13 protein-coding genes are annotated in these 23,190 nt (G+C 59.8%); 5 read left to right on the top strand and 8 right to left on the bottom strand.

Translation table 11 applies throughout. The features are described 5' to 3' along the window. Window positions 1-2: 2 nt before the first annotated feature. A complete protein-coding gene (rpsA, locus tag INF32_RS06775; protein ID WP_226387598.1) occupies window positions 3-1,913 on the bottom strand; it encodes a 30S ribosomal protein S1 in 1,911 nt (636 codons plus the stop codon). 104 nt (window positions 1,914-2,017) lie between these two features. After that, the gene (locus INF32_RS06770) at window positions 2,018-3,490 is read right to left on the bottom strand and encodes a bifunctional metallophosphatase/5'-nucleotidase (RefSeq protein WP_226387597.1); all 1,473 of its coding nucleotides are present in this window, start codon (window positions 3,488-3,490) and stop codon (window positions 2,018-2,020) included. 153 nt (window positions 3,491-3,643) lie between these two features. Here INF32_RS06770 and INF32_RS06765 point away from each other — a divergent pair, with 153 nt between their 5' ends. The 4 genes from INF32_RS06765 (at window position 3,644) to INF32_RS06750 (ending at window position 10,193) form a co-directional block, all read left to right on the top strand. Next, window positions 3,644-5,314, top strand: coding sequence for a nucleoside kinase (locus INF32_RS06765; protein WP_226387596.1), 1,671 nt, complete (start codon window positions 3,644-3,646; stop codon window positions 5,312-5,314). A gap of 276 nt (window positions 5,315-5,590) precedes the next feature. Next, window positions 5,591-8,449 carry an aminomethyl-transferring glycine dehydrogenase gene (gcvP, locus tag INF32_RS06760; RefSeq protein ID WP_226387595.1) on the top strand — a complete coding sequence of 953 codons (2,859 nt, stop codon included), beginning with the start codon at window positions 5,591-5,593 and terminating at the stop codon, window positions 8,447-8,449. Between the two features lie 67 nt (window positions 8,450-8,516). Continuing rightward, a complete protein-coding gene (locus INF32_RS06755; protein ID WP_226387594.1) occupies window positions 8,517-9,530 on the top strand; it encodes a nucleoside hydrolase in 1,014 nt (337 codons plus the stop codon). 123 nt (window positions 9,531-9,653) lie between these two features. Further along, window positions 9,654-10,193 carry an FKBP-type peptidyl-prolyl cis-trans isomerase gene (locus INF32_RS06750; protein ID WP_226387593.1) on the top strand — a complete coding sequence of 180 codons (540 nt, stop codon included), beginning with the start codon at window positions 9,654-9,656 and terminating at the stop codon, window positions 10,191-10,193. Window positions 10,194-10,312: 119 nt separating this feature from the next. Here the strand turns inward: INF32_RS06750 and INF32_RS06745 are convergent, their stop codons facing one another. The 6 genes from INF32_RS06745 to INF32_RS06720 all read right to left on the bottom strand — a co-directional run bounded on the left by INF32_RS06745 (window position 10,313) and on the right by INF32_RS06720 (window position 18,650). Further along, the gene (locus tag INF32_RS06745; RefSeq protein WP_226387592.1) at window positions 10,313-11,080 is read right to left on the bottom strand and encodes a DUF6250 domain-containing protein; all 768 of its coding nucleotides are present in this window, start codon (window positions 11,078-11,080) and stop codon (window positions 10,313-10,315) included. Between the two features lie 14 nt (window positions 11,081-11,094). After that, window positions 11,095-13,062, bottom strand: a complete 1,968-nt coding sequence (locus INF32_RS06740; RefSeq protein WP_226387591.1) for a right-handed parallel beta-helix repeat-containing protein — start codon at window positions 13,060-13,062, stop codon at window positions 11,095-11,097. A gap of 133 nt (window positions 13,063-13,195) precedes the next feature. Next, window positions 13,196-13,951, bottom strand: coding sequence for a rhamnogalacturonan acetylesterase (locus tag INF32_RS06735; protein ID WP_226387590.1), 756 nt, complete (start codon window positions 13,949-13,951; stop codon window positions 13,196-13,198). A gap of 11 nt (window positions 13,952-13,962) precedes the next feature. Beyond that, window positions 13,963-14,715 carry a rhamnogalacturonan acetylesterase gene (locus tag INF32_RS06730; protein WP_226387589.1) on the bottom strand — a complete coding sequence of 251 codons (753 nt, stop codon included), beginning with the start codon at window positions 14,713-14,715 and terminating at the stop codon, window positions 13,963-13,965. Between the two features lie 121 nt (window positions 14,716-14,836). Then, window positions 14,837-16,507: a right-handed parallel beta-helix repeat-containing protein gene (locus tag INF32_RS06725; protein ID WP_226387588.1), complete on the bottom strand. Its 1,671-nt coding sequence runs from the start codon at window positions 16,505-16,507 to the stop codon at window positions 14,837-14,839. 103 nt (window positions 16,508-16,610) lie between these two features. Next, a complete protein-coding gene (locus INF32_RS06720) occupies window positions 16,611-18,650 on the bottom strand; it encodes a fibronectin type III domain-containing protein (protein WP_226387587.1) in 2,040 nt (679 codons plus the stop codon). 345 nt (window positions 18,651-18,995) lie between these two features. On the opposite strand from INF32_RS06720, the gene INF32_RS06715 reads away from it, so the two are divergent. After that, on the top strand, window positions 18,996-23,120 hold the full coding sequence (locus INF32_RS06715; RefSeq protein ID WP_226387586.1) for a hybrid sensor histidine kinase/response regulator transcription factor: 4,125 nt from the start codon (window positions 18,996-18,998) through the stop codon (window positions 23,118-23,120). Window positions 23,121-23,190 lie beyond the last annotated feature (70 nt).

Below are 23,190 nucleotides of genomic sequence, written 5' to 3'. Positions count from 1 at the left end.
ACTTATTCGCCTTTCTTCTCGGCGGCGCTGGCTTCCATCTGGGCCTTCAGTTCGGCCAGACCGGAAATGTCTCCCAGCGTGGTCTTCTCTACGGAAGCATTGATCTTCTTCACGGAGCTGGCGGTAGACTCCTCCTTGGCGCGGCGTTCTGCGCGTTCGGCCTTGTCTTCCGCGCGGCGTACATCCTCGTTTACACGGGTGTGGGACAGCAGGATGCGCTTGGTGGCCTTCGAGAACTCCAGCACCTTGAAGTCGAGCTTGTCGCCCACCTTCACCTGCGAACCGTCCTCTTTGGCGAGCTGGCGCATGGGGGCGAAGCCCTCTACGTTGTCGCCCAGAGCAACCACGGCACCCTTGTCGTTCAGTTCGGTGATCGTGCCTTCGTGGACGGTATCCACAGCGAACTGACCTTCGAACTGGTTCCAGGGGTTCTCCTCGAGCTGCTTGTGGCCCAGGCTCAGACGGCGGTTCTCCTTGTCGATCTCCAGAACGACCACTTCGATGTCGGCGCCGATCTGGGTGAATTCGGCCGGATGTTTCACTTTCTTCGTCCAGCTCAGGTCGGAGATGTGGATCAGTCCGTCGATGCCCTCTTCGATCTCTACGAATACGCCGAAGTTGGTGAAGTTACGCACTTTGGCGGTGTGGCGCGAGCCGACGGGGTATTTGGTCTCGATATTTTCCCACGGATCGGGCGTAAGCTGTTTGATGCCGAGCGACATCTTGCGCTCGTCGCGGTCGAGGGTCAGGATGACGGCCTCGATTTCGTCGCCCACCTTCATGAATTCCTGTGCCGAGCGCAGGTGCTGGCTCCACGACATTTCCGATACGTGGATCAGACCCTCCACTCCGGGAGCGATCTCGATGAAAGCGCCGTAGTCGGCCATGACCACCACTTTGCCCTTCACCTTGTCGCCCACCTTCAGATTGGGGTCCAGAGCGTCCCACGGATGCGGGCTGAGCTGCTTCAGACCCAAGGCGATACGTTTCTTCTGGTCGTCGAAGTCGAGGATGACGACGTTGAGCTTCTGGTCGAGCTGAACGATCTCTTCGGGATGGTTCACCCGGCCCCAGCTCAGGTCGGTGATGTGGATCAGACCGTCTACGCCGCCCAAGTCGATGAATACGCCGTAGGAGGTGATGTTCTTGACGGTACCTTCCAGAATCTGGCCCTTCTCCAGCTTGGACATGATCTCCTTCTTCTGGGCCTCGAGTTCGGCCTCGATCAGGGCCTTGTGCGACACGACCACGTTGCGGAACTCTTGGTTGATCTTCACCACCTTGAACTCCATGGTCTTGTCCACGTAGATGTCGTAGTCGCGGATGGGTTTCACGTCGATCTGCGAACCGGGCAGGAACGCCTCGATGCCGAACACGTCCACGATCATACCGCCCTTGGTGCGGCACTTGATGTAACCCTTGATCACTTCGTCCTTCTCCAGGGCCTCGTTCACGCGGTCCCAGCTGCGGAGCTGACGGGCTTTCTTATGAGAGAGCAGCAGCTGCCCCTTCTTGTCCTCGGCGCTTTCCACATACACTTCCACCTTCTCGCCTACGGCCAGTTCGGGGTTGTAACGGAATTCGCTCACGGGGATGATACCCTCGGATTTGTACCCGATGTTCACCACCACTTCGCGTTTGCCCACGCCGATCACCGTACCTTCGACCACTTCGCCGACCTGTACGTTGGAGAGGGTTTCGTCGTACTTCTTGGCGACCTCCTCTTTCGAGCCGCCGTAAAGAACGGTGTCGTTTTCGAACGCGTTCCAGTCGAAATCGTCGTTCGATACCTTTTTTTCAGCTGCCTTTGCAGGAGCTTCCGCTTCGGCGGCCTTTTCGGCCACGGGAGCCGTTTCGGTTGCGGTTGCGGCCACTTCGGGGGCTGCTTCCTGCATTTCTTTGTTTTCTTCCATGTTAATCAGTTGTGCGTTGCAAATTAATGAGTTAGACATTATTTATAGAATTTCCCGAAGGAAACAGGCCACAAAATTAGGAATTTTTTCTGATAAACAATCGTTTATGCCCCTCTTTTTTGCGATTGTTCGTCCGTGTTCCGTTTGGCGATGTGTCCGCGGCGGGGTGCCGTTTTCACGATCGGGTCGTTCCTGCCGAAATAGTCTGTGAGCAGATCGGTGAGGATCAGGTCGGTCGGCGAGGCTGTTCCGCGCAGGGAGTAGTCGTAGGCGCCCTGTACGTAGTCCGAGAGGGCCACCTTGTATTTCTTTCCGGGTGTGAGGCGCGGGGTGAAAAGAACGTCGACGCCCTCCCCGGCATCGTCCGTGAGAACGGTATAGTCGAGACCGGAAGGGTAGAGGTCGATGCTGTGCGATTCGTTGCCCTCGGAATTGAATTTGTTGAGCAGGAGCTCCCGGAGCTGGTCTCCGGTCATTTCGAGCGTGTAGACGGTGCTGCCGAACGGTTCCATGCCGAAGACTTCGGCCACGGTGACCGGGCCCGCCGGAAGGGTGTCCACGCGTACGCCGCCCAGATTGTAGAAGGAGAACTGCGCTCCGGCGGCCCGGCGCATCACATCGCCGAAAATGCCGGCCAGGTCCTCCTTGAGCAGGTCGGTGCGGGTGGACCCGACGCTCTTTTGCAGGGCGGGGGCCGATTTGTAGGTTTCGACCATCGCGGCGAACTCGGGGTCGGGGGCGACGGTGTCGAGCCGTACCAGCCGGTTGTCGATCTTCTTCACCTTTCCGCAGCGGAGTGTGACGGTGGTGATGCCCGCATATTTGAGCCCTTTGCCGGTCTGGGTGACCAGTACGCCGTTCACGGGTTTGCCTCCGTCGGGCAGCACCGTGTGGCTGTGGCCTCCGATAATCAGGTCGAGTTCGGGCATCCGGGTCGCCAGCAGCGAATCGGACTCCACGCCGATGTGGGTCAGGGCGACGAACAGGTCGCTGCTGTCGCGCAGGTTTTTGTAGGAGAGCGCGGTCGGTTCCGGATCGGGAAAGGCGAGGCCCGTGAAGAGTTCGTCCTTGCCTACGGGATGTCCGTTGGGATAGGTGGTCAGCAGGCCCAGCAGGGCGATGCGCATGCCGTCCACGTTGAATATCTTGTAGGGAGGCAGCGCCCGCAAGCGGGCGCTGTCGCTGCTCCGCATGTTGGCCACCAGATTCGGGAAGCGGCTCTCTTCGATCCGCTCCTGGAGCAGGGCCTGTCCCCGGTCGAATTCGTGATTGCCGAGGGTCGCGGCCTGGTACCCCAGTGCGTTCATCAGTTCGATGATCGGATAACCCCGTTTTTCGGCCAGGTCCACGTAGGGGTTGCCCGTCCAGCGGTCGCCGGCGTCGATGAGCAGCAGACGGGCCGAATCGGCCGCGCGGTACTCTTTGACCAGCGTGGCCAGCGAGGGAAAACGGTCGATTCCGCCGTGGATGTCGTTGGTGGAGATGATCGTCACGGTCTTTTCCCCGCAGCAGGAGGCGGCCAGCGCCGGCAGGGCAATAAACAGTAGAATCCGGAGTTTTAATATAGAGCGTTTCATGGAGGAATGGAAATTTGATTTGCCAAATGTACGAAAAATTCCTATTTTAGAAGCCGTTTTCCCCTCCGGCGACCGGACGGAACATCATTGCGGACGGAGAGAGGACGGAAGACGGTTGCGCCTGAGTACGAAATAAATAAACGGAGAGACGAGATGACGGAGACGGTCAAGGTAATTTGCGAGAACAACGGCTGCCAGTTGCATGTGAATATGGGAACGCCGTTGCTGGAGGTGATGAAGATGCTTTCGCTGCACAACGACCACCCCTTTCTGGCGGCATACGTGAACAACAAGATCAAGGAGCTGGATTACAGGATATACTGTCCGCTGTCGGTGCGGTTCATCGACATCACGCACTACGAGGGGATGCGGGTCTACCAGCGCACGCTCTTCTTCACGCTGAGCAAGGCGGTCTACGACCTCTATCCGGAACGGAAGTTCCGCATCAAACATTCGGTGTCCAAAGGCTTCTACTGCGAGATCGAAGGCATGGACGACATTCCCCAGTCGGAGATCGACGCGATCAAGTCGCGCATGAACGAACTGGTGGCGCAGGACATTCCGATCGTCCGCCAGCGGGTGCTCGCACAGGAGGCCGAGGAGATGTACCGCCGGCTCGGGTTCGAGGACAAGATAGCCCTGCTGCACACCCGTCCCCGGCTCTATGCCACGATCTATTCGCTGGCCAACATGGTGGGCTATTTCTACGGGGCGCTGGCCGTGTCGACCGGTTACATCCATCTGTTCGACGTGCGGAAATATTACAACGGGCTCTACCTGGCCATCCCGAAGCGGACCGATCCCGACCAGCTGGAGCCGATGATCCACCAGGACAAAATGTTCGACATCTTCAAGGAGTACAAGGCGTGGGTGGACGTGATGGGGGTTTCGACCATCGGTTCCCTCAATGCCAAGGTGCTGGAAGGCAAGGCGAGCGAACTGATCAAGGTGGCGGAGGCGTTCCACGAGAAGAAACTGGGCAGCATCGCCGATTCGATCCTCGACGCCAACGTGAGCCGGGGCGCGCGGCTGGTGCTGATTTCGGGTCCCTCGTCCAGCGGCAAGACCACGTTCGCCAAGCGGCTGGGCATCCAGCTCCGGATACTGGGGCTGAACCCCGTGCTGATCTCGCTGGACGACTATTTCGTGGAGCGGGAGAAGACCCCGAAGGACGAGAACGGTGACTACGACTACGAGGCGCTGGAGGCGCTCGATGTGCCCGCTTTCAACGAGCACCTCAATACGCTGATGAACGGCGGCAGCGTGGATGTCCCCCGCTACGACTTCATCACCGGCAAGCGGCAGTGGCACGAGAAGCCGCTCAGTCTCGACGAGCGCTCGGTGCTGGTGGTGGAGGGTATCCACGGGCTCAATCCCGAACTGACGAAACAGGTGGATGACCGCTACAAGTTCAAGATATACATTTCGGCCTTTACTTCCGTGTCGATGGACGACCTGTCGCGCATCTCGACCACGGACAACCGCCTGCTGCGGCGCATCGTGCGGGACTACCGCACCCGGGGCAACGATGCCACGGCCACGCTCCAGCGCTGGGAGAGCGTGCGCAGGGGCGAAGACCGGCATATCTTCCCCTACCAGGAGAATGCCGACGTGATGTTCAACTCGTCGCTCTTCTACGAGATTTCGGTGCTGCGCGGTTTCGTGGAGCCCATGTTGCGCGAGGTGCCCGACACGATTCCCGAATACGGGGAGGCCCGCCGCCTGTTGCGCTTTATCGACAATTTCAGCCCGATCAAACCCGACGAGATTCCTCCCACCTCGCTGCTGAGGGAGTTTATCGGCGGAAGCAGTTTCACCTATTAGCGTTCGGCGGACACGCCGTGCGTGCTTTCCGTTTCCGGCATGTCCCGAGCTCCGGAAACGGAGGGGGTACCGTATGCCCGTGGCGGAATGCGGCGTCCCCCGGAGGTGTCGCCGGGTTCCCCGGTGACGATCCGCAACCGGAACGGGAAAAACGGTCGCAAAATGTTAGCAAAAGGTTGATTAAAATGGCGGATTGTGAAGCGCGGGTCGTGAAATATTCGTAGATTTGTGTCGGAAACGAAAATCACGAATCACATAAAACCTTATTTGTAGATTATGGCACAGGACAGATTTGCGGACCGTCACCTGGGCATCGCGCCCGACGATCTGCGGCCGATGCTGGAGACGATCGGCGTCGGGAGTGTGGAAGAGCTTATTTCCCAGGTGATTCCCGCTTCGATCCGGCTGCGCAAGCCGCTCGACCTTCCCGAGGGGATGACCGAATACGAGTTCGCCGCCCACATCCGTGCGCTGGCCGGCAGGAACCGGCAGCTGCGCTCGTTCATCGGCATGGGATACTATCCCACGGCGACCCCTGCAGTGATCGCCCGCAACGTCTTCGAAAATCCTTCGTGGTACACCTCCTATACGCCCTACCAGGCCGAGATTTCGCAGGGCCGGCTCGAGGCGCTGCTCAATTTCCAGACGGCGGTGATCTCGCTCACGGGCATGGAGATCGCCAACTGTTCGCTGCTCGACGAAGCGACGGCCACGGCCGAGGCGATGCTCATGATGTATGCGCTGCGTTCGCGCGAGGCGGTGAAGGAGGGCCGCAACATCCTGTTCGTGGACGAGAATATCTTCCCGCAGACCTTCGACCTGCTCCTGACCCGTTCGGAACCGTACGGGATCGAGATCGTCCGGGACGACTTTTCGACCTATGAGTTCTCGGGCCGCGAGTTCGGTGCCGTGGTGCAGTATCCCGCGGCCAACGGTGCGGTCAACGACTACGACGACTTCACGGCGGCGGCCCATGCCCGCGGCGTGCTGGTGGCGGCTGCCTGCGACCCGATGGCGCTCGTGCTGCTGAAGGCTCCGGGTGAATGGGGGGCCGACATCGCCGTGGGATCGACCCAGCGTTTCGGTCTTCCGATGGGCTTCGGGGGCCCGCATGCCGGGTTCATGGCCACGCGCGAGGCGTTCAAACGCAACATGCCGGGCCGCATCATCGGCGTTTCGGTCGACCGGCTGGGCAACAAGGCGCTGCGCATGGCGCTTCAGATGCGCGAGCAACACATCAAACGCGAAAAGGCCACTTCGAACATCTGCACCGCCCAGGCGCTGATGGCCACCATGTCCGGTTTTTATGCCGTCTATCACGGGGCCGAGGGGCTGAGGCGCATCGCCGAGCACATCCACACGCATGCGGCGGCTGTGGCCGCCGCGCTCCGGGAGATGGGCTTCAGGCTGGCTTCGGAGCTCTTTTTCGACACGCTGGAGGTGGAGGCCGAGGCTGCCGTCGTGCAGCAGGCCGCGCTGGAACGGGGTATCAATTTCTTCTATCCGGACGAGAACCGGGTGCGGATGAGTTTCGACGAGGTGACGACCGGCGAGGAGGTGCTCCAGGTCGTGGCCGTCTTCGCCGAGGCCGCCGGGCGTAAGGCTCCCCGGAGCGTGAAGGTGCCGCAGCAGGCCGCCCTGCCGGCGAACCTCGTGCGCCGCAGTCCGATTCTGACGGAGCCCGTTTTCCGGCTCTACCGCAACGAGACCGATATGATGCGTTATATCAAACGGCTCGAACACCGCGACATTTCGCTGGCCGACAGCATGATTTCGCTGGGTTCGTGTACGATGAAGCTCAACGCGGCGGCCATGATGATGCCGCTGTCGCTGGCCGGATTCGGCAACATGCACCCCTTCGTGCCGAGGGACCAGGCGGAAGGCTATCTGGAGATGATCCGGGAGCTGGAACACGACCTGGCTGTCATTACGGGCTTCGCCGCCACTTCGCTGCAACCCAATTCGGGGGCGGCCGGCGAATATTCGGGCCTCATGGTGATCCGGGCCTGGCATCAGAGCCGCGGGCAGGGGCATCGCAATGTGGTGCTGATTCCCGCTTCGGCGCATGGCACCAATCCCGCTTCGGCGGCGATGGCCGGTATGAAGATCGTGGTGGTGGCCTGCGACGGACACGGCAACATCGACGTGGAGGACCTGCGGGCCAAGGCGGCCGAGCACGCCAGCGAACTGGCCGGAATCATGGTGACCTATCCTTCCACGCACGGCGTGTTCGAAAGCCGCATCCGGGAGATCGTGGACATCATCCACGATGCCGGCGGACAGGTCTACATGGACGGTGCGAACATGAACGCCCAGGTGGGTCTGACCAATCCGGGCTATATCGGGGCGGACGTCTGCCATCTGAACCTGCACAAGACCTTCGGCATGCCTCATGGCGGCGGCGGTCCCGGCGTGGGCCCGATCTGCGTGGCGAAGCACCTGGCTCCGTTCCTGCCCTCCCATCCGGTCGTGGAGACGGGCGGCCGCGAAGGAATCACGGCCGTGGCCGGGGCCCCCTACGGAAGCGCCATGTTGCTGCCGATCACTTACGGTTACATCAAAATGCTGGGCGAAAAGGGGCTGCGGGCCGCTACGGAGACGGCCATCCTGAACGCCAACTATATGTCCTGTGCGCTGAAAGACGAATACCGCACCTATTACACAGGCGAGAACGGCCGGGTGGGGCACGAGATGATCCTCGACCTGCAGCATTTCCGCAAGGATTACGGCGTGGAGTGCGCCGATGTGGCCCGTCGTCTGATGGACTACGGGTTCCATGCGCCGACGCTCTCGTTCCCCGTGCACGACACTTTCATGGTGGAACCCACCGAGAGCGAGCCGAAAGCCGAAATGGATCGTTTCATCGAGGCGATGATCTCGATCAAGCGCGAATGCGAGGCCATCGCCGCCGCGGGGGAGGAACAGAAGGCCGACAACCTGCTGGTCAATGCTCCGCACACGGCTCCGGAGATCGCTTCCGACGGATGGGCGCATCCCTACTCGCGGATGCAGGCGGCCTTCCCGCTCCGGTGGGTGAAGGAGAGCAAATTCTTCCCTTATGTGAGCAAGATCGACGGGGGATACGGAGACCGCAACCTGTGCTGTACCTGCGCCTCTCTGCATGAAGAGGAGTAACGGAGGAAAAACGTACGGAGGGAAGACGGAATCCGCCTTCCCTCCGTTATTATTATAAATTGACGGAATGAAGAGAATGTTTCGATACCTGGGTCTGTGTCTTCTGGCCCTTTGCGCCTGTGTGCAGGCCGATGCGGCCCGGCGGGTGATTCTCGACACGGACATCGACTCGGACGTGGACGATGCGGGGGCGCTCGCCATGCTACTGAACCTGCATGCCCGGGGCGTGGTCGACCTGCGGGGAATCGTGGTCACGAGCGACGATACCTATGCCGCTCTCTGTACGCAGGCGATCTGCACCTTTTACGGGTATCCCGACATGCCGATCGGGGTGAACGTCCATCAGGCGAATATGCGGAACCACTCGCGTTATACCCGTCAGATCGCCGAGGAGTTTCCCCGGGCGGCCGGGGCGTGGACGGATTTCGAGGAGGCTGCCTCGTTGTACCGCAGATTGCTGGCGGAGAGTCCCGACAGCAGTGTGACGGTGCTTACGATCGGCCATCTGAGTTCGCTGCGCGATCTGCTCCGCTCCGCTCCGGACGGACACTCGCCGCTCACGGGCGTGCAGCTGGCCGGGCGCAAAGTGTCCCGGTGGCTCTGCATGGGCGGACGGTTTCCGGAAGGGAAGGAGGCCAATTTCTATCGTCCCGATCCCGAAGCGACCCTCTACTGTCTTGACAACTGGCCGGGACGTGCGGTCTTTTCGGGTTGGGAGATCGGTCGGGAGGTGCGGTCCGGCGGTCCGTACCTGAAGAGAAGGTTTCCGGACAGGCATCCCGTCCGCCGGGCTTACGAACTCTACAACCGTTTCGCCGGGCGGGCCAGCTGGGACCAGACCGCGGTGCTGCTTCTGACCGACCGGGCGGACGACTTTTTCGGATACCGTTCCGCCGGCCGTTGCGTGGTGATGCCGGACGGGAGCAACCGCTGGGAGGAGGGGCCGGAAGGATGCCACTCCTGTCTGGTGTTCCGCGAAGGGGCCGACCGTGACCGGGCGGCCCGGCTGATCGACAGGCTGATTGCGGGCGACCGGAGGACGCTGCGCCGGATAGGTCCAGCGGAGGAGCCCGTTCGGTAAGATTCTTGCGCTCTTCGGCCCGTGTATCCTCGTGGGAACTTTTATTTCCGATTTATGGCGGAATCCCGGGCGGAATTTTTAACTTTGTCATTTCAACGCATATACACATTAATAACGCATAAGATGAAAATTGGAGAAAACACATTTGTATCGCTCAGCTATACGCTGACGGTGAACGGCGAAGTGATCGAGACCGTACCGGCCGAACATCCGCTGGAGTTTGTTTACGGCGCGGGCTATCTGCTTCCCAAGTTCGAGGCGGAGCTCAAGGGGCTGCAGCCGGGCGATAAGTTCGAGTTCGGTCTGGCGGCCGGCGATGCCTACGGCGAGCAGATACCCGAGGCCGTGGTCGAGCTGCCCAAAGATATTTTCATGATCGACGGAAAGATCGAAGACGGTCTGCTGACCGTGGGCAATCAGCTGCCGATGAGCGACAACCAGGGGAACCGTATGGTAGGTACCGTGAAGGCCGTGGCCGAGAATTCGGTGACGATGGACTTCAACCATCCGATGGCTGGCAAGGCGCTCGATTTCAAGGGGACGGTCGTGGCCGTGCGCGAGGCTACCGAGGCCGACAGGATGCCGCACGGCGGATGCAGTTGCGGCTGCGACGATGCCGGAAGCTGCGAGGGTGACGGCGGATGCGGTTGCGGATGCCATTGATCGGCTGCCCGTAAAAACAGAGGGGACCTGTCAGGCGACAGGTCCCCTCTGTTTTTTATCCGGTTGCATCGGAACGGGTTCGGCAAGGCCGGCTCCCGCTTTCGTCCGGGAGCGGGGGATCAGTATTCGTCGATCCGGAAGTTGGTCAGCAGAATCCGGTTGCGTAGCAGCCGCAGGCCGAAATAACCCTCCCGGTAGGGGGCGTTGTCGTCGTGGCGGAACAGCAGCCGTCCGTTGCAGAGGTATTCCGACCGGTTGCCGCGCACCCGGATTTCGATATGCTCCCAGCGGCCTTCCCGGAGGAGGTATTCCGGCTCGGTATAGCCCTGGAGCAACGGTTTGATGCGGTCGGCATTCTTCTTCGGCTCCGTGCGGTCGCAGCGGAGGCCGTGGTATTTGCGGAACCGGGTGGTCGTGTTGTCATTCCCGCCGTGTCCCACGTAATAGAGGTTCAGCGTATTGTAGCGGGCGAAAATGCCCTGCCGCCAGGCCGAATCGAAGAAGAGCGAATCGGGATGCCGGGGATCGGAGGCGTTCCAGAAACAGTTCAGGTCGCTGAGCCGCTCGTCCCTGGCCGTGTCGACCAGAAACAGCACGTCGTAGCTGACGGTGTAGTCGCCCGACAATTTGCGGTCGAACCAGAGCGTGAGCCCTTTCGGTGTCCGTATCTCCGCCGTGTCGCCCCGGAACGAGAACCGGGCCCGGGCCGAAGGGTCGTCCTCCGCCACCCAACGGGCGAGACCCTGCGAAAAGTCTTCCCGCAGCGTCTGCCGGGGTGTCGGTTCGGCTGCTTCGGATATGCCGATCCGGCTCAGGAGCGCGGCGGCGAGCAGAACGTGTCGGATACCGGTCCGGGCCTGTATGTGTTCCGTACGGTTTCGGTTCACGGTTATTCTCTTTCTTATCGGGCGGGCATTATGCTGATGGGAACTGAAAAACCGTCGGCCATCCGTACGAAGATCATGCCTTTACGGTCGTAGTCCACCCGGCCGGAGAGCCTCAGTGTCAGGGTGAGCGTCTGACCCTCGCGGAGTTCGCCCGAAGTATGGTCTACCATCAGCCAGGGGCCCATGTCGTCGCTCATGCAGACTTCGTAGGTGGTCGGGGTGATCTTTCCGAAACGGATATTCACCTGTTCGGGCTGTCCCTCTTTCATGTAGACGATATAGCGGTCGGCCTCCGCGTCGATCGGACGGCGGGGCATCAGCGACGAAGCGCCCCGTTCGAAGGCGCCCAGGTCGGGGGCCTTGCCGGTATACTGTTCCACGAAATTGGTAATGGCGGTTCCCTTGTCGATTCCCGGATCGTCTGCGGCAAGTGTTAGGATACCTTTCTCCAGATCGGTGAAGGAGGGGGCGGCGAACACGCCGTGGGGCTCCGAACCCTCGCGGGCGAGTATGTTGCCGCGTCCTCCCGGGTTTTTCATCGAGGCGATCATGTCGTAATCGAAGTCGTTGGTGGGGGTGAGCACCTTGTCGCTGATGGAATAGCGGACGGCGTCCGGGCTATCGGGCGTGAGCTGGCAGAAAATGTTATTGCGGGTCACGGCATGGAACCGTCCCCGGACCGGCGAGGGTTCGTTGCCGTATCCCACGCTCGACATGCCGCCCCGGGGAAAGAGCATCGTGTTGGAAAAGAGGAACTGAATGCCGAAACTGTACGTGAAGCCTCCGCCGTTCTTCACGGCATTGCCCGTGTCGCCGTATTCGTTGCCGGGATTCCAGAGCACGTTCTGGAAGATGTAGCTGGGACCTTTTACGTTGGGTGCCGTGCTGACGCCGCAATAGGTCTGTTCCATGCGGTTGTCGAATACCCGGACATTGCACTGTCCGCCGTCCAGTTCGATGATGTCGTCCTGCCCGAAAGCCATCACGTTGCCGTAGATGTCGGCGTCGCGGTTGAATCCGCCCGCGATGTCGCGGTTCTGGGCCCCTTCCACCGGGTCGTTGTAGCGGTGGGTCTGGCTGCCGCAGAAGTCGTTGTAGCGCAGTACGCATCCGCCCCGGAGCTGGTTCACATGCACGGCGTTGGGCCCCTGCGGATGGGCCCGCGGAAATTTCTGTCCGGCGAAAGCCCCAAGTTTGAGGATGCCTTTCCACGGATTGGTCAGTCCGGCAGGGTCGTGGACCCAGCAGCGCTCCACGACCGTGTTCAGGGTGCGTTCGATGCGGAATCCGGCGTCGTTGTTGATCTTGCGGCCTTCGGAGTCGAGGTAGAAGCCGTCTTTGGTCTGGTCGACCGGAATGCGGCCCCAGTCCGAAACGTCGCAGTTGACGAAACGCACATCCTCGGCCGTCTCCTTGACGTGGATGCCGTGCATGCCTCCGCCGCGTACGGTCAGCCCTTCGAAGATCACGTAGCGGCAGTTTTCTACCTTGAGCGCATAGGTCCCTTCCCGGCCGGCTTCGATCGCCTTGTCGCCTGTGATTTTTATCCATGCCTTCTGCCGGCCCATGATTCCGGAGACCACGACGGCCCCGTCGGCGTCGGGCATGAATTCGCTGATCTTGTAGGTTTTCCCGATCGGGGGATTCGAATTCCAGGTACGGAAGGCCGTGATTCCTTCGCCCGTTTTCCTGCCGTCCGTGAAGAGTTCGGCTTTTACTTCGTAGGGGGTGTTCTCCTTCAGCCGCACGATGCTGCCCCGGAATTCCCGGGCGATCGTGTCGTAAATCGGAGTGTAGGCCTTTTTCCATTCGCTTTCGCCCTCTTCGCGGAACGCGAGTCTGCATTCGCTGCCGCGTGGAGCGGAGAGATAGATGCTGCTGGAACAGAACGAAGGGACGGCTTTCGGTTTTACTGCCGCGGCCCCTGCCGGGAGGGCGGCGCCCAGCCACGCGCCCAACATCAGGAAGATCAGTTTTTTCATGTAGTGATTAGGGTTTTGGTGTTACCGTTTGAAAGGGAAATGTCGTATTTTTTACCGTGTTGTTACTTCATTGTCAACGGGTCGATCCGGATCGCAGCCGATATTTTCCGTCGGAGGAACATGGGAGCGCGGGTTATTTTATCTTTCTCAGTTTACCGGCCAGCGGTTCGAGCTTCAGTTCGCGGATGCCGTCTGCGACGATCTGTGCATATTTTTCGGCTCCGGCCGCATTCAGATGGGTATCGTCCCGTTTATCCTCTTTCAGATTGGGATAATCGCTCTTTTTGGCCCAGAGATAGATGCTTTTCGAGGCCTCGGGTCCCATCTCCTCCAGCAGGGCGCGGGTCTTCACGTCCATGTCGATCAGCGGGGTGCCGGTCTGTTCGGCTACCCGGCGGGTGACCTGCATGTAATTTTTGTGCGAATCCACCGGCTTGCCCTGCGCGTCGAATTTCCGGCGGGCGATCGAGGTGAGCAGCACAGGAACGGCTCCTTTGGCCCGGGTCTCTTCGATATAGAGCGCCAGATTTTTTCCGAAAGTTTCCGGATCGGAGAACCGTTCGGGTTTGTGTCTGGACTGGTCGTTGTGCCCGAACTGGATGAAGACGAAATCGCCCGGACGAAGTACTTCGAGGACCTCTTTCCAGCGTCCTTCGTTGCGGAAACTTTTTGAACTCCGGCCGTTCAGGGTGCGGTTGTCTACGACGACGCCCTTCTTGAAGTGCTGGCCGAGTTTCTCGCCCCACCCGGTTTCGGGCCGGACGCTCTCTTTTTTGACGGCACAGGTGGAATCGCCGATCAGATAGACGGTGATCTCTTTTTCGGGGGCTTTGGCCATGCCGCAGCAACCGAGCAGGACGGCGGCGGCCAGTACGATTTTCTTGAACATGGGGCAGTGGATTATTTTTTCTTCAGGTTTTCGATCAGCGGTTCGATCTGTTGTTCGCGGATGCCGTCCACGACCATCGACGCATACCGTTCGGCTCCGTCGGGATTGAGGTGTGTGTCGTCTTTCTTGTCCGCTTTCAGGTTGGGGTAGTCGCTCTTTTTGGCCCAGAGGTAGATGCTTTTCGAGGCCTCGGGCCCCATCTCCTCCAGCAGGGCGCGGGTCTTCGCGTCCATGTCGATCAGCGGGGTGGCGGTCTGTTCGGCTACCTGGCGGGTGACGGAGGTATAGCGTCTGAGCGTTTGGGCGGGTTTGCCTTTCGCGTCGAATTTCCGGCGGGCGATCGAAGTGAGCAGCACCGGAACGGCTCCTTTGGCCCGGGTTTCTTCGATGTAACGTTTCAGGTTGCTGCCGAACGTTTCGGGGTCGGAATACCGTTTGGGATCGCTCTCTTTCTGGTCGTTGTGCCCGAACTGAATGAAGACGAAATCGCCCGGACGGAGAGTCCCGAGGATTTTGTCCCAATGTCCCTGGTCACGGAAACTTTTGGTGCTCCGGCCGTTCAGGGCGCGGTTGTCCACCTTCACGCCCTTCCTGAAATGCTGGCCGAGTTTTTCGCCCCATCCGGTTTCGGGCCGGGCGCTCTCGCTCTTGGTGGCGCAGGTGGAGTCGCCGATCAGATAGACGGTGATCTCTTTTTCGGGGGCTTTGGCCATGCCGCAACAACCGAGCAGGACGGCAGCGGCCAGTACGATTTTCTTCATCATATTGCAGTCGTTTTCAGTGTCTTTCTTCCCGGCGGCGTACCGCCGCCGGATTTTCGAAGGTACAAAATAGTGATTTTTCCCGGAAATCACGTGTTTCGCTCTGCCGAAACCGATTGTCCGGTCAGTTGCCGTATTCGTACATTCCCAGATCGGGAGCCGGGCCGGAGTAGGGGATGGGCGACAGTCTGATCGTATTGTATCGCTCCGGCCGGTCGTATCCGCCCAGGGCAGAGGTCTCCGCGTAGGTGTCTATGTCGGCCGTCGGGGCTCCCATGTCGATGAATATGCTGCCTGCCGCCAGGCGTCCGAAACGGTCGGGCAGCGAACCGTCGGCCTTGCGCGGGGCTCCGGCATCCTCTTCGGAAAGGGAGATGAACTGAGCTTTATAGGTGTTGTACGAGGCCGTGGCGTCGAAAGGCGTCCACGACTTGCTTCTGTCCTTGATTTCGTTCCACGAATTGTGGTCGAATTCGCAGGTGGCGTTGGTGAAGGAGTCCCGGTTTTTGGCCCCGAACGAAATGCAGTTGCGGAACACGAACTTCGTGCCGTGCATGTTGATCTGACGGAATCCGAAGTTGCTGAGATTCTTTGTGTTCCCGTTGTTGAACGCGATGCAGTTCTCCACGTAGGCGCCGTCCACGTGGTTGTTCTGGTCGAATCCCCAGCGCAGGTTGTTGAACGAAATGCAGTGGCGCAGCACATGGATGCCCCGCGAAAGGTGGTTGTCGTTCTCCCAGTTGGCCCCGTTGCTGAAATAGCAGGCCCCGCCCATCTTGAAGCCGTTCCCATTGCCTTTAAAAATATCTTCCGTCAGTTCGTCCGCAAAGTTTCCCTTATATATTCCATCCTCCTTTTCCCATCGGATGCGCTCTTTGTACATCTCCTCGTAGTCCGTCCAGATCGAGGTCCTCCAGCACCAGCAGTTGATCATTTCCACGCCGCCCGTCGCTTCGTACAGGTCCCAGCCGTCGTCCGAATTGCTCCATGCCCGGCAGTTGTAGTACTTGTTGCCCTTGCCCGGCTTGCACTTGGCCGCGAAACCGTCGGCATTCGTGCCGGGAGTGTGTTCGGCTCCGCCGCCCTTGTAGGTGTGGTAGTCGAAATTCATGTAGGCGTCGCAGTTGATATAGACGTTGTAGGCACACGATTCACCGTCCGGATTGATGTCGTCCCGGTCCATCTTCTCGTTGCTGAACCCGATGAAAAAACCGGCTCCCGAATTGTGGTGCGACACGCAGTTCTCGTAGGTGTTGTGCGAGGCGTATTCGATGCGGAACCCGTGGTTCCAGGCGTTTTTCAGTTCCAGTCCCTTCCAGTGCACGTAGTCCACGTCCTTGTTGCGGATTCCCTCCGTGTAGGGGTTGTCGGCCGTTCCGACCGCATGCCGGCAGTTGATTACGGGTTTTTCGTCGGCGTAGGCCCATATCCGGATCGGGGACGAAGCCGTGGGCGTGCCCTGTATGTTCTTGTTCATGTCGATCCGGGCCCTGATATTGTACTCTCCCCCGCGCAGGTAGAGCGTCCAGCCGGGCCGGAGTTTCGAAATGGCCGTTTTCAGGTCGTACGGGCTTTCGAACGTCCCCTCGTTGTTGCTGAAACCGCCGGGAGCGGCATAGATGACTTGCTCTTCGACGGGGGGCGGCGTGACGCCTCCGCCTCCGTTGCCCCCTCCGTTTCCGTTGTTTCCGTCGTCTCCGTCCGTGCCGTCCTTGCCGCATGCGGCGAGAAGGCAGAAGGCCGCCGCGGCCAGCAGGGCCGCCGTGCGTCTGATATTGTGGCGTGATGTGTTCATGTGTATCGGTTTCGTCGTTTTTCGGTCGTTTCCGGCAGCGGATGCCTCCGGGAAAAAACAGGGTGGGAATTTCCCACCCTGTTCCATTATCGTTTCCTACAGTTTATTTCAACCATCTGGGGTCGCCCAGACCTTTTGCCTTGTAATCGTCGGCGGGCGTATAGTCATCTGTTGCCCGGTTCGGGAACATGAGATCGTAGCTTATACCCTGTAAGGCGAATTTATCTGCACCGCGCAGTTGACGGGTATTCGAGTAACCATCGGGTCTTGTTCCTTCTCCGACATAATTCGAATTTACGAAATCCGGCATCGCGTTGATACAGTTCCGGTGGAAATCTTTCGGACCTTTCGAACCTGTTTCCAGCGTACCGCTTTCAATGTAGATGAACTGGCCGAACAGCGTGTTCTGAATAGTGACGGGGACATTGGTATAGTTGTTGAACCCAAGTCCGTTACGGGTAGATCCGTTCGTTTTTACAGGAAGATATACGCCTTCCATCGGTACGCCGAACTTATCCATCGTGCAGTTTTCGATAACTACTTTGAGATTGGACGGTTCAGGCTTGATACAACTGTTCTTCTGGAGTTCGATGATGCCGTACCAGATGTTGTAGATCGTACTGTTTTTCATCGTCAGCGTGCCGTCCAGCGCATAGTTGGCATTTCCTTTGTTCGCATTGAAATGGAAGATGGACTGGAAACCGCCGGGGTTGCGTCCGAGATCGTAGATGATACAATCGTCTATCGTGATATTGTAGACCCGGAAGAAGGCGTCTGCATCGGTCGGTTCGAGGCCGAACATGTAGCGAGAGTATCCGTGGATCGTACAGCCGACGAGTTCGAACGAATTGAGAGTTACGCTGCGGCCGGCGATATCTACATAGAAGCACCGGTTGTTGGGTGCGGTCGTAGCGATGTCCTGCTCCGGCATCAGACCGGAAATTTCCAGATTCTCGAAACGGATCGAATTCAGTTGCAGGTCGCCCGTTGCAGCGGCTCCGCCGATCGTGAATGCTTTGACGTAGATCAGCGGCGTCGATTTGCCCGTGGTGCTGCTGGGAAGTCCTACCAGTGTGATATTTTTAGTAAGGGGAAGATCCTCTTCCGAATAGTCGAATACGAGGTCGGCCGGCAGGTAGAGTTTGGCTCCGTCCGCAGCGTTTTCAATCTTTTCCTTCAGTGTCGCGGGGTCGCTGACGATCTCACCGTCGAGAACATTGGTGGTAATGTCGGCCGACTGGGTGAGTTCCTGGGCATCCCAGTAGAGCGTGGCCTTGTAGGTGGCGCCGCTGGTGAGCCCGGTGATCGTTGCCTGGTGGGCGTTGATCTCCTCTGTGGTCAGCTCCTTGGTGAACGGGCCGTCCGTTCCGCCTGCGGAGGTCAGCACGACCTTGTTCACGAAGAGTTTTTCGTTCCACGTCAGCGTGGCGAAATCGAAGCCGACGCTCGTTTCGGTGATGTAGTTCTCTGCCGAAGGGAACGGAATGTCGATATAACCGATGTATTCTTCTCCCAGGTACATTTTGGCACGGTAGGTTACCCCGGGCACGAAACGGCCGCGGAGTGAGATGCTTTGCCGTTCGAGAGCTTCCGGAGAAAGGTTCAGGGTCAGTTCCTCGACTGCGGACGCTTTGTCGGTGAAGATGATTTTATCCGCGTTGACGGCTTCGCTCCAGCTCAGTTTTACGAAGTTGTAGCCCAGGTCGCCCTCCTCGATGGGATCGAAGAACGGGGCCTCTTCGCCGGTCGTGGCCTCGCGGTAGGAGTAGTTGGAGTTGCGGGAGGGATCGGCGGAGAGCGTTTTCAGACGGAAATAGTAGGTCGTGAAGGGCTCCAGGTCTTCGAATACGACGTCGTATTCCGTCTTGTGGCTGTCGTCCGTGTCGGGGATGTACTCCTGGTTGCGGGTTTCGAGAATCTCCGAAAAGGTGTTATCGGTCGCCATCGCCACCTCATAGCCTACGGCGTCTTTGGTCTGGGTCCAGTGTACGGTGATCGTATTGTATTCGGCCGTGGCCGTCGCTTTCGACGGGACGAACAGCTTGTACGGAGCATCCGTCTCATCGTCCTTGCAGCCGGGCAGCAGGGCGGCCAGGGAGAACAGGGTTCCGACCAACAACAATTTTGTAGCAATTGTCTTCATAGGTTGAGTTTTTTGGTTTTATTGAATAATATGATTTTTCACGTTACAATATTAGGAGTTGTCCCGCTAACGGAGGTTTGTTTTCTATCAAAAAAGGTTTGAAATCTGTTAAAGTGGCCCGCAGGCGGTCCGTACGCGGAATCGGGAGCTTCCGGCGGGAATATTCCTCCGCCTCCGTGTGAGACGGGCGGAGGCCGTTTGGGGTCTGTTCCGGGCCGGAAATCCCACAGGCGCCGCGGTCCGGCCGGACGGAAAGCATTGCGGCGGAGGGTGGCGGATTCTGAAATTTTGCGTATATTTGTTTATCGTGCGGAGCCGGTTATTTCCCGGTTCCCGCTGCCCGCCATGAAAAAACTACCGACCTGTCTGTTTGTCCTTCTCCTTTCGCTGTGCGCGGTCCCGTCCCGGGGCGGCGATATTTTTCCTGAGGTGGATACTCGGCTCAAGTTCCGTTACCTGAGTGTCAACGACGGCCTGTCGCAGAACTCCGTGACCTCCATCGTGCAGGACAAGGACGGACTGATCCTGATCGCCACCTACGACGGGATCAACCGTTTCGACGGCTACCGGATCGTCTCCGACCGCCATTCGCTGGATGTTCCGCAGGGGCCGGTCAACAACCGTATCGTCTGTATGCTGCCCTGTGACGACGGTACGGTGTGGATGGGGCTGGACGGGGGATTGATGCGTTACGATCCCGGCCGGAACCGTTATATCGACCACACTCCTTCGCTCGGGGCGCTCCGCTCGCGCTGGGTGCGGTCGCTCTGCCGGGACAAGGCGGGCGATCTCTGGATCGGTACCGATGCGGAAGTGGTGTGCGGCCGTTATGAGGAGGGCGAGATGCGTTTCCGGGAGGTGGGCGGACTGGGCGGAGCCATGATCTCCTCGATCGCATGCGATCCGCAGGGCGGCATGTGGATCGGCTCGTCGCGAGGACTGTTCATCTGCCGGACGGAGGGGTGCAGGCGGACGGTGACGATGGTCGAGCGTTTCCGGGGGCGGGCGGTGGCCAGCCTCTACTGCGATTCGGCCGGGACGATGTGGGTCGGGTTCGCCGACGGACTGGCTGTCTGCGCGGACGGGGAGCGTTTCTCCGAAATCGTCTTTCCCGGTCTGGACGGCGGCTCCGTCGATTGTGCGCTGCGGGACCGGGAGGGGAACCTCTGGCTCGGCGTCAAGGGAAAGGGGCTGTTCCGCCTGTCGTTCGACCCGGAGTTCCGGGTGCTGGAGACGGTACACTACGATACGTCCGATTTTTTCGGCCGGCTGACGGATAACGATGTCTGTACGCTTTACATCGACCGGTCGAACGTGCTGTGGGTCGGGACCCGGCGGGGGGTGAACTATGCCGATCTCTCCCAGCCGAACCTGTTCACGTTCAAACCTCTGGTCGACCGTCAGCTCTCCGAACTGGGCTACCGGGGACGTCATATCAATGCGCTTTTTATCGACAGCCGGGACGACCTCTGGATCAGTACTTATAAGGAGGGGTTGTACCGTTACGATTTCGGGACGCGCACGCTTCGGAACGTTTCGTCGGAGGTGACCTCCTCGCCTGTGGCCCGCATCATCGAGACCCGCGACGGGTCGCTGCTGTTTGCCGCGCGCGAGGGTGTTTACCGGGTGCGGCGCACGGCTTCGGGCGGTGTATCCTCCCGGAAGCTGAGGCTGGCCGGGGTGTCGCCCGAAGACTGGCAGCATTACCGGTATTATATCGACCTGTGCGAGGACCGTTACGGTGACATCTGGGTGGCCACGGTGAACGGACTGATCCGTTATTTCAGCGATAGCGGACAGAGCGTCGTCTACACGCAGGACTACGGGCTCGCCTCCGATTCGCCCTACTGCCTGCTGTCGGATACGGCCGCCCGTACGGTGTGGGTGGGTTCTTCGGACAGGGGGCTTTCCCGGATACGGTACGGCCGGCGTGGGGAGAGTCTCGAGGTGGAGGCGATCCGCCACGGGGACACGCCTTTCGGCCTGAGCCACGACCAGGTGTGGAGCCTGCTGAAGGACAGCCGTGGCGTGATCTGGATCGGCACCGATGCCGGGCTCAACCGGATGGAGACCGCTCCCGACGGCCGGATCGTCTCGCTGGAGCGTGTCACCCTGCCCTGGCTCCGGGATGCGAAGATACTGGCCATCACCGAGGACCGGGAGGGCGACCTGTGGTTCAACAGCAGCCAGGGGCTGTACCGTTACCAGCCGGCTTCCGGCCACGTGAGGCGCTACATCTGGGACGACGGTCTGCAGAGCAATACCTGGACGGAAGGGGCGGCCGTGTCGGATAACGGCTGGGTCTTCGTCGGGGGGATCAACGGGGTGAACTATTTCAATCCGGCCCGTTTCCGGGAGAATCTCTACTCCGGCCGGCCCGTGTTCACCGACCTGAAGGTTTTCAACCGTTCCGTGCGGGTGGGGGAGGAGTACGGCGGACGGACGATCCTGCCCCGGAGCATCAATTCGGTGGAGGGCTTTTCGCTGGGGCACCGTTTCAACAACTTCACCCTGGAGTTCACGTCCGACCACTACGTCACGCCGAAAAAGAACATGTTCCGGTACCGGCTGGAGGGGTACGACCGGGAGTGGATCACCGTCTCCTCGGGGCACCGTTACGCCTCGTACGCCAATCTCCCGGCGGGTACCTATACTTTCCGGCTCCAGTCCTCCAACAACGACGGGGCATGGAGCGACGACGTACGCCAGATGAACGTGCAGATATTGCCGGCTCCGTGGGCCACCTGGTGGGCGTTCTCGATCTACGCCCTGCTGCTGGGCGGTGCGGTCATGGCCGTCGTCAACTACGTGCGGGCGAAACAGCGATGGAAACGCGAACTTTTCATGCAGAAGGTCGAGCAGGAGAAGACGTTGGAGATGAACGAACTGAAGCTGAACTTTTTCACCAATGTCACTCACGAACTGCGGACGCCGCTGTCGCTGATCCTCGCTCCGCTCAAGGACCTGATGAACCATAAGGGAGTGGACGGTTATTCCCGTTTCCGGTTGCAGATCATTCACAAGAACACCAACAAACTGCTGTTGCTCATCAACCAGATACTCGACATCCGGCGCCTCTCCGTGCAGAGCCTGCCGCTGGCGGTGTCGCAGGGCGATCTGATCGGCACCGTCCGGGAGGTGGTGCACTCGTTCGGCTATCTGAGCGAGCAGACCGGCATCGTGCTCCGGTTCGACTGTCCCGACCGGATCGAACAGGCGTGGTTCGACCGGGGAAAGATCGAAAAGGTGGTGCAGAACATCCTATCCAACGCCTATAAGTTCACGCCCGAGCAGGGCCGTATCGAGGTGAGGCTGTGGGTGGAGACCCTGAACGGCCGCAGGCGGGCCCATGTCTCGGTACAGGATTCCGGGGTGGGCATTCCCGAACGGGAACAGGACAAAATCTTCGACCTCTTTTATCGGGGTACTCCGCTGAGCGGTTACAGCAGCGGGGTGGGGCTGGCCCTGTGCAAGGCGCTCATGGAGCTCCACGGGGGTTCCATCGCGGTGCGGAGCCGCAGCGGGGAGGGGTCTACGTTCACGGTCGAATTCCCCGTCGACCGGGAGGCGTTCCGGCCCGAGCAGTGCGTGACGGCCGGGGACGAAGGTCCGGCCGCGGCGGAGCCGGTCTCCCGGCCGCCGGAGGAGGGGAAGGAACCACGGAAATATCTGATACTCGTGGTCGAGGATAACCGGGACATGTGCGATTATATCCGCGAGTGTCTCCGGGGTCATTTCCGGGTGGAGATTGCCTCCGACGGCGAGCAGGGGCTCGCTATGGCCCAGAAACTGATTCCGGCGGCGGTCATCACCGACATCATGATGCCCGGCATGGACGGTATCGAGTTCATCCGCCGCCTGAAGGAAAATCCCCGGACCAATTTCATCCCGGTCATCGTGCACAGCGTCAAGGAGGACAAGGCGTCGGTGCGGGAGGCGCTCACGGCCGGGGCGCAGGAGTATATCGTCAAGCCGTTCGATTCGGAGAACCTCGTATTCCGTATCCGGAACCTGCTATCGACCCGGGAGAGCTATGCCCGGAAACTCCGTACGGAGAAGATCACGGAACCGACTCCGGTCGAGGTGCCTTCGTCGGACGAGCAGCTGTTGCGCCGGATTTCCCGGATCGTGGAACGGAACCTGCAAAATCCGCTCTTCGACATCGACCAGCTCTCCGAGGAGCTCGGCATGAGCCGTATGCAGCTCTACCGCCGGTTGAAGAAGATCGCCGGCGGCAGGACCGTTTCCGAAATGGTGCGGGACATCCGGCTGCGGCGTGCGGCCCAGTTGCTCGCTTCCGGGCAGATGCGCGTGGCCGAAGTGATGTTCGAGGTGGGGATCAACAACCATTACCGTTTCGTCCGCTATTTCCAGGAGGCCTATGGGCTCACCCCGAAGGAGTACATGAAAAAGTATGCCGAGGCTCCGGCCGCTCCTCCGCGGGAAAAGGAAGACGCGGATGCCACCTGATCGGATTGCTCCGGGCGGTACGGTAAGAGGCATACGGAAAAACCTCCCGTCGGGAGGTTTTTTCATGGAG

Origin of the sequence: Gallalistipes aquisgranensis (assembly GCF_014982715.1) — a bacterium.
Taxonomy (GTDB): Bacteria; Bacteroidota; Bacteroidia; order Bacteroidales; family Rikenellaceae; genus Gallalistipes; species Gallalistipes aquisgranensis.
Note: the sequence above shows the minus strand (reverse complement) of the source record. Positions and strands in the feature narration are given on the sequence as shown.